Below are 13,673 nucleotides of genomic sequence, written 5' to 3' on the forward strand. Positions count from 1 at the left end.
CCCGCGGCTCGCAGCGACCCGACCGACCAGGCTCCCCGCGCCGGAAGGTGAGGCATCAGGCACCTCGCCTCGCCCGCCGGAGAGCGTGGTCTGTCACACGTCAGTCGCCGATGCCGGACCGGGCGGCCGCCTCGACCAGTTCAGCCGCGTCGGCCGGGCGGATGAAACCCGCGGCAACCCCCTGCGCGGTGGCGACCGACCACTTCGCGACGAATGTGGCGTGATCGGGATACAGGGCCGCCAGTTTCTCCGCGCCGAAGGGAACGGTCGTACCGAACAGGAAACAGAACGACGCCCCCGTCTGCCCGAGACCGGACAGGGTGGCGACCGGCGCAGCGACTGCCGGTGTGCGGAGGCCGCCCGTGACGTTGCCGTGGCCGTCGAGGACGAAGGCGGGCGCGGAGCCGGAGGTGTCCACCCGGAGAAGGGGCGCCCTGGCGGGCGGGATACCGGTGGTCACCCAGCGGTTCAGCGCGAACGCGGCGGTGTCCAGGACGTAGTGCGCATGGCCGGTGTTGATCGGAGAGGCACAGCCGGTCCAGGTCGGAGGACTCAGCATGGCCTTCAGGCCCAGAAGGCCCGCGGTTCCGCTGCCGTCGTCACTGCTCCCCAGGCCGATGTAGGCATCGGCATGGGCGGTGCCGGCCACCTCCCAGAGGCGGAGGCGGGAGGAGTCGGGCTGCCGGGCCGACAGGGAACCGAGCCCGATCACGTCGGTTTCGGTCTGCACGACGAGCACCGGTACACGCAGGTCCGTGCGGAGGCGGACGACCTGCGGAGTCGGCACGTCCTCCTGGGGAGCCTGGGACAGCGGCGCACCGGTGTCCCGCCGACTGTGCACGAGGAATCCGTCGTACACGGACACCAGGGGCTGGATCGCGTTGAGGTAGGTGGTGAGGCGGAAGGCGGACTGCGATTCCCCACCGGCCTGCACGGTGCGGGGGCGCAGTCCGTCGAGGACCGTGGCGGCGGAGAACCGTACGGCCTGGCCGGCCTGGCTGAAGATGTCGTAGGAGTAGCTGTCGCCCGGGTGGGACAGGTCCGCGTAGCGGACCGGGTCCGCGGTCTCGGTGGCGGTCGCCCCGGCGGCCTGGGCGGAGACACCCACCCAGGCGTAGCCCTCGCGGATCAGTTCGTTGTGGGCGTAGATCCATTCAGGGGCTGCGTCCACCCCGGCGCTGACGTTCAGCCACTCCACGACAACGGTCCCGTTGAAGCGGGCCGGATCGGCCGGACGGTTGACGACGATCCGGGTGGTGTACGGCGCCGTGCTTGCCTGGGTCACCTGCCATTGTCCGTCGGAGTCGAGGGGCGCCTTCGGTACGTAGGACGCGGCGTTGCCGGACAGGAAGTACTCGGACTGCGTGTATCCCACGCTACTGAGGTCGAACGCCGTTCCCTGCAGTACGACGGCGCCGTCTCCGCCCGTCACCGGCCCGGTGACCGTCGGGCTCATGGCTGCCTGGGCAGTCGGCTCCGGGCTCACACCGCCGGGCTGCACGGCAACGGCGGAGGGGGATCCAAGCAGTAGCGGGAAGATCAGCGCGCCTGCGGTCAAGAAATGAGGGCGGACTCTCCGCGCCCAAGGGGCTTTCATGCTCATGACACTCCCTTAGTCAGAAAACACGTCCGACGTCCTGGCGGACGATGCTCTGCATGCTGTGTTCGGCGAGGGCGGCAATGGTCATGGAGGGGTTGCAGGCGCCGGTGGAGCCGGGGATGCGGGCGCCGTCGAGGACGTACAGGCCCTTGTGGCCCAGGACGCGTCCGCTGAGGTCGACGGCGTCTCCCATCGGCACTCCGCCCAGAGGGTGCCAGGTCGACGGGGCGCCCGCGTTGGTGTCGACCATGATGCCGCCGCCCGTTGCCGCGATGTTCTGCATACGGGCCGCGATCAGCCGCTGCAGTGCGGCGTCCGCGTCGGCGGGCCAGGTGAGCACGGCGTCGTCCTTGTCCGCGTCGTACGCCCAGGTGCCGGCCCCGTCGACGACGCCGAAGCCGACCACGGTCAGGGCCGTGACGCCCGGGGTCTGAACGGGGGATCCGGCGTGCACGACGGTGAAAGGGATGGAACTGTCCGGGTCCCGGCCGCCGATACAGGCCGGCCCGCCCTGCTGGGTTCCGGCATCCCCGGTCGGGTTGATCCAGGCCCAGATCCGGTCGCCGTTGTTGCCCCATCGCGTGCCGATCGCGTCGGGCAGATCCGGGATGAGCCCCTTGGCGCGCGACTTGACCAGGAGCCGGGTCGTACCGGGCGAACCAGCATTGAGGAAGACCGCGTCCGCGGTGATCCGGATCCGTTCCCGGACCGCGCCTGCGGTGTCGATGCGGTCGACCGACAGCACCCAGTGGTTGTCCGCGCCGAGCGCGAGGTCGCGGACGACGTGCAGCGGCGCCACCTCCACCAGCGACGTGGACTCCGCCTGGGCGAGGTAGGTGGCGTCGATGGAGTGTTTGCCGCCGTTGTTGACGCCGAAGGCGATGTCGCTGGTGGTGTAGGTCGCGTCGTACCGGCCGGCCAACTCGCCCCTGGCATAACTCCAGTCGATGGGCAGGGGCACCTTGAAGGGAGTCAGGCCCGCCTTGGGGGCGACGTCCTGGAACAGGCGGGAGGACTTGTACGGGGCGGAGGCCAGGACGTCGTAGGGGATGGTGGAGATACCCAGCATCCGGGCGACCGTGGGGTAGGCCCATAGGTTCAGGTCGTCATAGAGGTCGGCGGCCTGCGGTATGGAGGCGGCGAAGTTCGTCCTGGTCGGCTGCAGCGTCATGCCGTGGTAGGCGATCGAGCCGCCGCCGACCGCGGCCCCGCACATCGCGGTCATGCCGTCACCCTCGACGGCTTCGACCACGCCTGTGTAGGGCGTCCACGTCTTGTCGACGCCGCCGACGATGGAATGGTCGGTCAGCCAGGCGGAACGGTTGTCCATGTTGGCGAAGCGGCAGAAGGTGGTGGCGTTGGGACCGGTGACCCAGCGCCGGCCGCGTTCCAGGACGAGGGTGGAGACCCCGGCCTGGGCCAGCCTCAGCGCGGTGACGCCGCCGCCGAAGCCGGTGCCTACCACCACGGCACGTGCGCGCCTTTCCGTCACCGAGGCCCCGGCGAAGGACGTCGTGGCGTGGGCCCGGACCGCGCTTGTCACGGACCCGCCCACCGCGGCCGCACCGAGTGCGGCCGCGGTCAACAACCTGCGGCGGGTGAGCGTGCGGGAGGAGTAGGAAGAAGACGAGGAAGCGGAGTGGTCGGGCATGGTTCTCCCATCGGGACCTGTAGATGAATCAGTAATGTCGTATACATGTCAACTCCTGTGCTGGAGGTCGACTCTGCCGACCGCTCCGGTGCCGGTGCCGCGGCCGGGGCACCGGCACCGGCTCCGGCTCCGGCTCCGGCTCCGGATGCGGCTCCGGATGCGATGCTGTCAGACTGCCGACCACCCGTTGTCCACCGGCAGAATCGCGCCGTTGACGCTACTGGCCGCGTCGGACGCGAGGTAGACGATGGCGGCGGCCTGCTCCTCGGCTGCGGCGATGCGGCCCATGTTGCCCATGTGCCGCATGATGACGGACGGCCCGTGGGCCTCCCGGTCGACCTCGGCGCTGCCTCCGATGCCGGTCGCCGTACCGCCGGGGGCGATGGCGTTGGCGCGGATACCCTTGTCCCGGTACATCACCGCGAGAGACCGGGTGAGTCCGAGGATGCCGTGCTTGGAGACGGTGTACGCGGCGCCCGCCGCGCTGCCGCGCAGGGACGCCTCGGAGGCGGTGTTGACGATCACTCCGCTCCCGGCGGCGAGCATGTGCGGCAGGACTGCCCGGGCCAGCAGGAACGGCGCCGTCAGGTTGACGCGCAGGACCCGCTCCCATTCGGTGTCGGTGACGTCCGCCGCCGCGGTCATGCCGTCCATGATGCCCGCGTTGTTGACGAGGATGTCGACGCCGCCGAAGGTGTCGACCGCGCTCGCCACGACCTCGTCGATCACCGCCTGGTCGCTCAGATCTCCCGTGACCGCGAGTGCCGTTCCGCCCGCGGCCTCGATCTCGCTCACCACGCTCTTGGCCGCTTCGGCGTTCAGATCGGCGACGACGACCTTCGCGTCCTCGGCGGCAAAGCGCAGCGCGGCGGCGCGGCCGATGCCGGACGCGGCTCCGGTGACGATGACACTCTTGCCGGACAGGCCTGTGGTGCTCATGAGAAATCCTTGCGTAGGGGCTGCTGCGGCATCACCGTACTGCCATCCGTCACGACGCGCCATGCTGTCGCACTGCGACATGAATTATGATCACTACACCAGAGCGAGGCGAGGAGGGGCGGATGGCCGGGCGACCAGGTGTGAGCGCGGGACGACCGCCGTTGACGGAACGGCGCAAAGAAACGACCCGCATGGAGATCGCCGACGAGGCGGTACGGCTCTTCGTCGAGCAGGGCGTGGCGGGGACCACCGCGGAGGACATCGCCGCGGCCGCCGGAATCTCCACTCGCACCCTGTGGCGCTACTTCCGCTCGAAGGAGGATTGCGCGCGCCCCCTGCTCACGGCGGGCCTCGACGCACTGACCGAGCGCCTGCGCGACTACTGGAGGGGCAGCCGCACGCTCGCCGAGGCAATCTCGGCCATCGACGATCCGGGCATCGCTGTCGCGCAGCACCTGGAAACGCTGCGCGGCCTCATCCGGCTGAGCCGTGACGAGCCCGGACTGCGCGCCGTCTGGCTGGAGGCGCACTTCGAGGCCGAAAGCATTCTCGCCGGCCTGATCGCCGAAGGCACCGCTCGCTCCGAGGACGACCTGACCGTCCGCCTGGAAGCGGGCATGATGAACACCGCGCTACGCGTCGCGGTCGAGTACTGGGCCCAACAGCCCTACGAGCCGACCGGTCCGCCGCTCGGCACGACCCTCGGCCACGCCCTGCGGGCAATCACCCAGTTCCTCGAAGCCGACGCCGCCACCGGTCCCGGCCGCGCGCAGATGATCCACCTGCCGCGGTGGGGTGAGCCGGAATCGCTGGGAGGCTGACACCGGAGGGCGCGAACGGGGGTCAGCCGTTCAGAAGGAACTGGGGCGTAGGGTCGGCAGTCCCCTGGGAGTAGTGGCCTATCGTGCGGTCGCTGCCCTCTCTGGGCGTCGATCACGCAGACCGAAGGGTGGCGGTGCTTGCCTTCCTGCTGACGCACCAACTCCCGCAGCAGCCCGTTGAGCTGGGCGAAGATTCCGTCGGTCTGCCGTTTGGCGAAGTAGCCGTAGACACTCTGATGCGGCGGGAAGCCGTGCGGGAGGTAGGCCCATTGGCAGCCGGTGCGGTCGATATACAGGATCGCGTTCATGATCTCGCGCAGGTCATGCCGGGGCGGGCGGCCGAAGTCCAGGGCCCGGCCGCGGCGTTCGCAGCGCCAGGCGGTCAGAACCGGCTCGATCAGCTCCCAGCGGGCATCGGGCAGGTCACTTGGATACGCGCGGCGTTCCGTCATGCCCTGGGTGTATCGCCGGCTGGGGGCACGCAGCCCCCTCGACCTTCGACTTGTCGGTGCTCAACCCGGCCGCGGCAGCCGCCTGGGCAGCCCGCAACGGATGCCCGGCATCGACCAGGACCTCGACAAGGTCCTGACACGCCTTCGGCAGCACCGCCACCGCGAGACCCGGGCGCCACGGCACCACCGTCAGCGCCCCGACCGGCGAGGCGGGAGCGGACTCCACAGACACCGGCCCCGCGTCCTCGGCCCTTACCGGGACCGTGGCCGAACTGCCCTTCACACGATCCGCGCCTGCCTCGCCGAGGATCTCGGCGACTGTCTCCCGGGCGATCTCCAGCCGGGACAAACGCTCCTCGGCCTCCGCCAGACGCTCGGTCAACGCGTCGATCTCACGCCGGATCCGGGCCGCCTCCTCCCGCGCAGCCGCCTCACGCCGATGCAGCTCTTCGATCAGCGAACTCATCCGACAGCCACCTCGCTCCCACCCGAAACGGTAGAAGCCAACGCGCCATCACGGCAGGCCGACTCACAACTACGCAGGTCAGCAGGTCACTTCAGGAGAGCCGCACCTAGCCTTTTCCGCCTATCACATTCTGACCTGCAGGAATCCTTCACCGGCCTCGGGTTTCGTCGAGGTCGACCCGTCGACGCACGGGTGCCACGAGCATCCCGCCAGGGGCCGACCCTCGCTTCAGGCAGCTGCGAAGGCCAGGACCGTGTTGTGTCCACCGAAGCCCAGGGAATGGCTGAGGGCCAGCCGGACGGGTTGCGCGCGACTGGCTGTCGTCACGATGTCGATGCCGGTGGTGCTGTCGTCCGGTGCGGTGAAGTTGGCGGTCGGCGGCACGGTGCCGCTGACGATGCTCAGCACGGTGAGAGCGGCTTCGATGGCTCCCGCGGCCCCCATGGTGTGGCCCAGAACTCCTTTGGCAGACGTGACCGATGGTGGCCGGCCTGGATAGAGGTCCCGGATCACGGTGGCTTCCACGCTGTCGTTGAGGGGCGTGCTGGTGCCGTGGGCGTTGATGTGGTCGACATCGTCCGGACCGGCTCCTGTCTGCTCCAGGGCTGTCAGGGTCGCGGCTCGCAGTCCAGCCCCTTTGGGGTGCGGTGCCGTGGGGTGGTGGGCGTCGCTGGTGCTGCCGTGCCCTGCGATCAAAGCCAGTGGGCGGGCTGCGCGGGAGGCTGCGTGCCGCCCGCGTTCCAGGACGAGCATCCCGCAACCCTCGCCGAGGACGAAGCCGTCGCGGTCCTTGTCGAAGGGGCGTGAAGCACTGCCGGGATCGTGGCTCCGGAGGGACAGCGCACCCATCTTGGCGAAGGCGGCGGCGCACAAGGGGGTGACCATGGCGTCGGTGCCACCCGCGATGGCGATGTCGCAGGCCCCGGACTTCAGGAGGAGGCAGGCGGTGATGAGGGCGGTGGCTCCTGAGGCGCAGGCGGTGGAGGTCTGCAGGGAGGGGCCGGTGACGCCGAGTTCGAGGGCGAGGTGGGCGGCGGTCATGTTGGGGAGGAAGGCGGGCAGCGTCATGGGTGAGACGATGCCGTGGCCGGTGGTGAGCAGTTTGCGGTGCTGGGTTTCGAGGGTGCCGATGCCGCCCGCGGCGGTGCCGACGACCACGGCCACACGTGAGGGATCCCATTCGCCGGGGTTCAAGCGGGCCGCGTCGAGGGCTTCGCGGGCGGCGGTGAGCAGGAAACGGGTGCCGGGGTCGAAGCGCCAGAGCCGTCCCGGCCCGGGTTCCAGCGGCGGTACGCGGCAGGACATGGTCACCGGGCTGCCACTGAGGGCGGGGTCGGCCTGAGCGGTGGGTCTGCCCGCACACACGGTCTCCCAGGTGGGTTCGGCTCCCACACCTGCGGGTGTCACCAGGCCGACGCCCGTGACGGCGATTCCCTCGCTCACTGCACGGCCTCGCGTCCGGACGCCGGTTCGTCCAGGAGCGCGCTCACCGAGCGGGCCACGTCGGCGATGGTGAGGTCGGCACGGGCGGTGGAGTCGTCGAGCGGGATCTGCCACTCCTCCTGGAGCGTGACGTAGAGCTCCACCACGGCGAGGGAGTCCAGGTCCAGGTCGTCGAGGGTGGCGTCGGGGCCGATGCGTTCGGCGTCGACCTCGAACTTGTCGGCGAGGAGGGTCACGAGGTGGTCGTAGACGCGGTCCACGGATGGCTCCTTGAGAGGTCGGGCGTGCACAAGGGCGTGGTGTCCAGGCCGGCGGGCGGTTCTTCGGACCAGGGGACGGCGGCGGGCCATTTCAGCGCGACGGAGGCCCAGGTGAGTCCGCCGCCGAAGGCGGTCAGCAGTGACCGTTCGCCGGGGGCGACGGCTTGGTGAACGGCAGGGTCGGCCAGGACCAGGGGTATGGAGGCGGCCGCGGTGTTGCCGAGTTCGCCGATGTTGCCGAACCGGTGAGCGGGTGCGATGCCCAGGCGGTCGCCGACGGAGTCCAGGATGCGCTGGTTGGCCTGGTGGCCGACGAAGGCCCGCACGGTTTCCGCTGCCCAGTCGGCTTGGCGGAGGACGGAGCCCGCGGACTGGGTCATCCGGCGGACCGCGTGGGCGTAGACCGTGCGGCCCTGCATGTGGAAGTAGTGGGCGTCCGGTTGGGGCAGCGGCATGTGGTGCGGGTGGCGGGATCCGCCGTACGGGACGGTGATGAGGTCGCTGCCGCTCCCGTCGGCTCCGAGGTCGACGGCTGTCACGGCTCCGGGTTCGTCCCGGGTGCCCGGAGCCAGCAGCACGGCTCCGGCACCGTCACCGAAGATCGGTGCGGTCTCCCGGTCCGCGGGATTGACGATGCTGGTGTAGGTGTCGGCGGCGATCACCAGGACCGCGGAGCAGGTGGCGCTGCGGACGAGGGCCGTTGCCGTGGCCAGCGCGTACAGGAAGCCGGAGCAGACGGCGGAAATGTCGAAGGCGGGGATGGTGCCGAGTCCCATCCGGTGGGCGACGGCGGGAGCGGTGGCGGGGCAGGGGTGGTCGGGTGTGCTGGTGGCCAGCAGGAGCATCTCGGGGCGGTGGTCTCCGGCGGAGGCGAGGGCCGCCCGTCCCGCGCCGACGGCCAGGTCTCCGGTGCTGGTGCCGGGGTCGGCGTGGCGGCGGCGTGTGATGCCGGTGCGGTCTCGGATCCAGGTGTCGTCCGTGCGCAGGGCCCCCCGCGCGACGACCGTGTCGTTGTCGACGACGTGCGGCGGGAGGCAGGCTCCGATTCCGGTGATGACCGCGGTGGAAGGGGCCTGGTGCATGAAGGTCCTCTCGTGGGCGTTCATGCAGCGGCGAACGGCGAGGGGGGCTTGGGGTAGCCGGCCAGGCCACCGTCGGGTACGGCCAGGCCGCCGTCGACGACGAGCGCGTGCCCGGTCACGAACGACGAGGCGGGGGAGGCGAGGAAAAGAGCGGCGCCGACCACCTCGTCCGCGGTGGCCCACCGGCCGAGCGGGACATGGCTGGTCAGCCAGTCCGAGAGAGGGCCGGGCCCGCTGGCGAAGGCGGTCATGTCGGTACGGGTCCAGCCCGGGCACAGGGCGTTGACGCGGATACCCTGACGTGCCCAGCCGACCGCGAGGCTGCGGGCGAGGGAGAGCTGGGCCGCCTTGGTGGCGGCGTACGCCTCCATCATCGGGGTGCCGACGAGCCCGGCGACGGAGGACATCAGGATCAGGCTGGCGCGGTCGGAGTCGGCCAGGTGGGGGTGGGCGGACCGGCACAGTGCGGCCGTCGCGTTGAGGTTGACGGTGACGACGGTGTCCCAGTCCTGCTGACGGGCGTGCTGAAGCGGTGTCAGCAGAGGGCTTCCGTCCTCTGCCGTCGGGAGGGTGCCGGCGTTGTGGACGACGATGTCCAGGCCGCCCAGTGCGGTGGCCGCCGCGTCGGTGAGGTCGGCCGCGACGCCGGGCTCGGCGAGGTCCCCGGCAAGGGCCACGGCCTTGCGGCCCCGGTCCTCCACCGCCGGCACGGTGGAGTCGAGAGCGGGCAGCGTCCGGGCGGTCACCGCCAGATCGCAGCCCGCGTCGGCGAGTGCCTCGGCGACGGCCTTGCCGATGCCCCGGGATGCGCCTGTCACCAGCGCGCGTGCGCCGTCCAGGCGGAACAGGTTCATGGCGTTCATCGAGGGACTCCTTCGGATTCGGGCGGCCGTGGGACGAGGGTTCCGGTCGTGGTGGATGCGGGTACGGCGGCTGCTGCCTCCGGTGTGATGGCGTGGGCCCCGCTCCAGGTGAGGAGTGCGCTGCCCCAGGTCATGCCGGCGCCGAAGACGGCCAGGAGGACACGGTCTCCGGGCTTCAGCTGTCGGCGGGACGCGGCGCGGGCGAGTGCGTACGGGGTGCTGGCGGCACCGATGTTGCCGACCTCGTCACCGACGACCACCAGACGGTCGGCGGGGATGCCGAGGTCGGCGCCCATGCGCCTCAGCAGTACGGGGTTGGGCTGGTGGGCGACGACGCAGTCGACGTCCCGCATGCTCAGCCCACCGCGTTCGAGGGCATCGGTGATCAGCCGGGGGAAGACGTCGGTGATGAACCGGCTGATGGTGCGACCGTCCATGCGGATGCAGTGGTCGCGGCCGACGAGCGTGGCCGGGCTGGCCGGGAGGCGGCTGCCGCCCGCCGGGATGAGGACGCGGTCGGCGAGGGCGCCGTCGGAGCCGAGGCTGAAGTGCGTGAACCCCTGGGGGGCGGGCACCGGCCCCAGGATGGCTGCGGCGGCCCCGTCGGCGAACAGGACGGCGGTGCCCCGGTCGGCCGGGTCGAGGAACTTCGAGTACGTCTCGACGCCCACCACTGCCGCGTACCGGATCTCCTCGGTGCCCCGCAGCCAGTCGTGCGCCACCTTGGCCGCGAACAGCCAGCCCGAGCAGGCGGCGCTGACGTCGAGGGCGACAGCGCTGGAGGCGCCCACCAGGGTCTGGATCCGGCAGGCGGTCGACGGCCCCAGTTCGTCGGGGGTCGAGGTGCCGCAGACCAGCAGGCCGATGTCGGCGATATCGATGCCAGCGGCCTGGGCCGCCGCCCGGACGGCGTGCGCCGCGAGGTCGGAGGCCGCCTCGTCCGGGCCGGCCACGTGGCGTTTGAGGACACCGGTGCGTTCCCTGATCCACTCCGGCGTCACGCCGACCCCCTCGGCGACTTCCGCGTTGGTGCGGACCGTGGGCGGCAGATGGGTCCCCATGCCAAGGACGCCGATACGGCGCTCGCCCGTCATTCCGTACCTCCTCGGGTCCAGGTGAGCGTGGCCCGCAGTGCGGTGTCGTAGTCCGGGGCGGCCAGGGGGGCGCACACGACGTCGTCGGGATGGGCGAACGCGTCGGTCAGCAGGGGTAGATGAGGCGCGACCGCATCGCACAGCTCGTCGGCGGCCACCGACAGCCCCCGGATGTCAGCTGGTTGCAGCGTTCCGTGGGCGAGCAGTGAACCGGACCAGCGGCGGGCGGCCATGACGCCGTGCAGGGCCGCCAGCGGCCGAAGGGCCTGTGCCAGGTCGTGGTCGCGTATCCCGTCGAGCGTGCGGGGCACGTTCTCGGCCACGAGCATGTCCGCATGGACCTCGCCGAGCAGCCCGGCGTCCTCCAGCAGCGGGTTCCAGGTATCGAACGGGGCGTTCGGGTCCGTCGTGCGCAATTGTTCCGACAGTCGCTGGGTCAGGCTGTCCTGGTGCCGGCGTACGGTCGCGGGCCACCAGTGCGGGGACAGGGGTGGTGCTGACGGGGTTTCCCCTGGTGGCTGTCCGCCCTCTTCGGCGAGGGAGCGGCCGATGTCGTAGAAGATGAGCTGGCTGTCCCCGCCGGCCGCGTCGAAGGCATGGTGGAAGCCGTGGTACGCGGCCAGGCCGTTCACGTCCAGGTACCCGGAGAAGCCGCAGCGGCTCTGGCAGACGGCGGTGACCTTGGCCGCCAGCCGGACCGCGGCGGCCTTGTACGCCGCCAGCGGGCGGTTGACGGCGGCCCACGGTGTGAACCCCATCGCCTCGGCCTCGTTGCCGGCCCGGGGCGCGGGGGCCGCGAGGGATTCCGCCCACACAGTGCGCGCCCCGTCCGCGGCGCACGTCAGGGCGAACGCGTCGGCCAGCGCCCCCAGCACGGCGCGCTGCTGGGTCCGGTACGCCAGCAGGGGGACGCCGGGAGCCAGCCTCCCCTGAGTGCGGCGCTGCCGGGCGTAGTTGAAGGCCTGTACGGCCGCCTGGCGGGCGGTCGCGGCCGCGACCGCCGGCATGGTCGCCCACAACCCCTGCCCCACGCGCAGGGTGCGCTGCAGGCGCCGCTCGCTCGACCCGGCCGGGTCGTGGAACGTGCCGTCGTCACCGATGCCCGCACCGTCGGCCAGCCAGTCAGCGTACGGCACCCGGACGTGGTGGAAGCGCACCAGGACGTAGTCGAGGGGCAGCGCGCCCAGCCCGAGCGGCGAGGAGACCTCGACGCCGGTCAGCAGCCCGTCGTCACCGGTCAGGTCGACCACGAACGCGAAGACCCCGCGGTCTGTGCCGTCCGTGACCAGGCGCGCGAGCACCACCGCCGTCTGCGGTACGTCGAGGGTTCCGGCGCTGCCGAACTTGGCGGCCTGCAGGTCCGGCGTGTGCAGGACGAACTCGCCTGCGGCCGGGTCGAATTCCGCGTGCGTCCGGGTCGCGAGGTGGCTGTTGGCCTGGCCGGCCTCGGTGATCAGGTAGACGCCCTTGGCCCGGCCCGCCCGCAGCGACTCCATACGCCGTCCCAGGTGTTCGCCCTGGCCGTCGGCGAGTTGGGCCATGGACCCCAGGCAGAGCAGGTGGTGGACGAGGGCCGCCAGGCAGAGGGAGGGGTCGGCGACGGCGGCCCAGGCGTGGATGGCGGCCACCTGCGCCGGATCGTCGAGGAGGCGGTCTGCCGTCGGCAGGGTTTCGCCCAACAGCCGCAGGCGGTGCAGCAGTTGTCGACCGCCGTTGTCGCCTTTCCCGGCATCGGGACCGCAGTCGGCGGCGAGCGCCTTGTGCAGTGCGGAGAGGAAGGACGAGTCACAGGGGCCGTGCAGGAGTCGTTGCATCTCGTCACGGGTGGCCATGGGGAGGGACGCGAGGGGCATCGCTGGTTCTCCAGGTCGGGGAGCGGGGGTCACCAGGGGAAGTCGGGTTCGGCGAGAGGCGCGTGGACGGGTGCTGCGCTGTCCGCGGACAGCACGCTGCGGGCACTGGAGGCCAGGGCGTCCCCCGTACCCGCTTCGAAGAGGACGTCCGGACGATGCCGGGCCGCCTGGCGCAGGACAGCGGGTACGGCGGCGGGCCGTACCAGGCAGTCGGCCAGGCGCCGCGCCAGGTCGTCGTCGGGACGGTAGCGGCGTCCGGCCACGGCGGAGTAGACGGGGAAGCGGGCCTCGGACCAGGTGCGGGCGCGCAGTGACGCGGTGAACACCTCGGCCTGGGAGGCGAACGACGGATGGTGGGAGGAGAACGGCAGGCGAAGCCGCGCTGTGGCCACGTCCGAGTCCGCGGCCGTCTTCTCGACCCGGACCAGGTCGGGCACGGGGCCCGCGACCACTACCGAGCGGTCGTCGTTGACCACGGCCACCACCGCGTCCGCCGCTCCGGCCCGTTCCAGCAGACGGCGAGCGGACGGCTCGGGACAGGAGAGGAGGGTCAGTCCGCCGGGACAGGAGGCGAGCACGAGCGAGAGGTCATGGGCCGCGCGTGCGCCGTCTTGGACGCTGAGAACTCCGGCGGCGGTCAGGGCGGCGATCTCGCCGAAGCTCACTCCGACGACGGCCGACGGCGCTCCATGGGCGGCACACAACGCCTGATGCACCGCCACAGAGGCGCCGAACAAGGCGAGTTGAGCGGCTCCCGTGGCCGCGTGCGCCAGATCCCGCCCGCTGGGCGGATTCGCCCCCAGCAACCACGGACCGAGCGGCGGCAGACCGCGTCCGACCGCGATGTCGTCGATCTCCTGGAAGACCTGACGGACGGCGGTGAACACGCCGCCATCGGCTTTGGCAGCGCGTACCAAAGAGCTGACGGAGAAGTCCCCTTGTCCTGGGAACAGATGGACGGAACGCCGCCAGTCGGACGGACGACCCGGTCTGCGCGCGGGGCTGGTGTGCATCTCACCCTTCCGTTCGGACAGGTCGCCTGTGCACAAGGGGCGTACGGCTGCAACGTGTGCTCGACCGGTGCGCACTGTGCACGGCCGCCGGTGGAGCCACACTCTGAGCCTGCCTGCCCTAAAGCGCTTCCAGCGC

12 protein-coding genes and 1 pseudogene are annotated in these 13,673 nt (G+C 71.3%); 1 reads left to right on the plus strand and 12 read right to left on the minus strand.

Annotation, left to right across the window (positions count from 1 at the left end; translation table 11 throughout):
* Window positions 1-100 precede the first annotated feature (100 nt).
* The 3 genes from ACIBLC_RS33440 to ACIBLC_RS33450 form a co-directional block, all read right to left on the minus strand.
* Entirely contained in the window at window positions 101-1,456 is a 1,356-nt protein-coding gene (locus ACIBLC_RS33440; RefSeq protein ID WP_399215122.1) for an alpha/beta hydrolase domain-containing protein, read from the minus strand.
* 160 nt (window positions 1,457-1,616) lie between these two features.
* Window positions 1,617-3,251, minus strand: a complete 1,635-nt coding sequence (locus tag ACIBLC_RS33445; RefSeq protein WP_399215123.1) for a GMC oxidoreductase — start codon at window positions 3,249-3,251, stop codon at window positions 1,617-1,619.
* 168 nt (window positions 3,252-3,419) lie between these two features.
* A complete protein-coding gene (locus ACIBLC_RS33450; RefSeq protein WP_399215124.1) occupies window positions 3,420-4,190 on the minus strand; it encodes an SDR family NAD(P)-dependent oxidoreductase in 771 nt (256 codons plus the stop codon).
* 191 nt (window positions 4,191-4,381) lie between these two features.
* Between ACIBLC_RS33450 and ACIBLC_RS33455 the strand changes: the two genes are divergently transcribed.
* Complete coding sequence (locus tag ACIBLC_RS33455; protein WP_399215125.1) at window positions 4,382-5,011, plus strand: TetR/AcrR family transcriptional regulator; 630 nt, start codon at window positions 4,382-4,384, stop codon at window positions 5,009-5,011.
* A 101-nt stretch (window positions 5,012-5,112) separates the two neighbouring features.
* Here ACIBLC_RS33455 and ACIBLC_RS33460 read toward each other — a convergent pair.
* From ACIBLC_RS33460 to ACIBLC_RS33500, 9 genes and pseudogenes are all read right to left on the minus strand, one after another.
* A pseudogene (locus tag ACIBLC_RS33460) lies at window positions 5,113-5,463 on the minus strand (transposase); the annotation flags it as partial.
* Entirely contained in the window at window positions 5,435-5,929 is a 495-nt protein-coding gene (locus tag ACIBLC_RS33465) for a hypothetical protein (protein ID WP_399215126.1), read from the minus strand. The gene ACIBLC_RS33465 and the pseudogene ACIBLC_RS33460, both read right to left, overlap by 29 nt.
* Before the next feature lie 228 nt (window positions 5,930-6,157).
* Window positions 6,158-7,372: a beta-ketoacyl-[acyl-carrier-protein] synthase family protein gene (locus tag ACIBLC_RS33470; RefSeq protein ID WP_399215127.1), complete on the minus strand. Its 1,215-nt coding sequence runs from the start codon at window positions 7,370-7,372 to the stop codon at window positions 6,158-6,160.
* Entirely contained in the window at window positions 7,369-7,632 is a 264-nt protein-coding gene (locus ACIBLC_RS33475) for a phosphopantetheine-binding protein (protein ID WP_399215128.1), read from the minus strand. The genes ACIBLC_RS33470 and ACIBLC_RS33475 overlap by 4 nt, the downstream gene beginning before the upstream one ends.
* On the minus strand, window positions 7,605-8,714 hold the full coding sequence (locus tag ACIBLC_RS33480) for a beta-ketoacyl-ACP synthase III (protein ID WP_399215129.1): 1,110 nt from the start codon (window positions 8,712-8,714) through the stop codon (window positions 7,605-7,607). Before ACIBLC_RS33480 ends, ACIBLC_RS33475 begins: the two co-directional genes overlap by 28 nt.
* 20 nt (window positions 8,715-8,734) lie before the next feature.
* Window positions 8,735-9,577: an SDR family NAD(P)-dependent oxidoreductase gene (locus tag ACIBLC_RS33485; protein WP_399215130.1), complete on the minus strand. Its 843-nt coding sequence runs from the start codon at window positions 9,575-9,577 to the stop codon at window positions 8,735-8,737.
* Entirely contained in the window at window positions 9,574-10,671 is a 1,098-nt protein-coding gene (locus ACIBLC_RS33490) for a 3-oxoacyl-ACP synthase III family protein (protein ID WP_399215131.1), read from the minus strand. Before ACIBLC_RS33490 ends, ACIBLC_RS33485 begins: the two co-directional genes overlap by 4 nt.
* Window positions 10,668-12,524, minus strand: a complete 1,857-nt coding sequence (locus tag ACIBLC_RS33495) for an acyl-CoA dehydrogenase (protein WP_399215132.1) — start codon at window positions 12,522-12,524, stop codon at window positions 10,668-10,670. The genes ACIBLC_RS33490 and ACIBLC_RS33495 overlap by 4 nt, the downstream gene beginning before the upstream one ends.
* 29 nt (window positions 12,525-12,553) lie before the next feature.
* Complete coding sequence (locus ACIBLC_RS33500) at window positions 12,554-13,537, minus strand: acyltransferase domain-containing protein (protein WP_399215133.1); 984 nt, start codon at window positions 13,535-13,537, stop codon at window positions 12,554-12,556.
* Window positions 13,538-13,673 lie beyond the last annotated feature (136 nt).

It is taken from the genome of Streptomyces sp. NPDC050535 (genome assembly GCF_044457665.1).
In the GTDB taxonomy this organism is placed as follows: domain Bacteria; phylum Actinomycetota; class Actinomycetes; order Streptomycetales; family Streptomycetaceae; genus Streptomyces.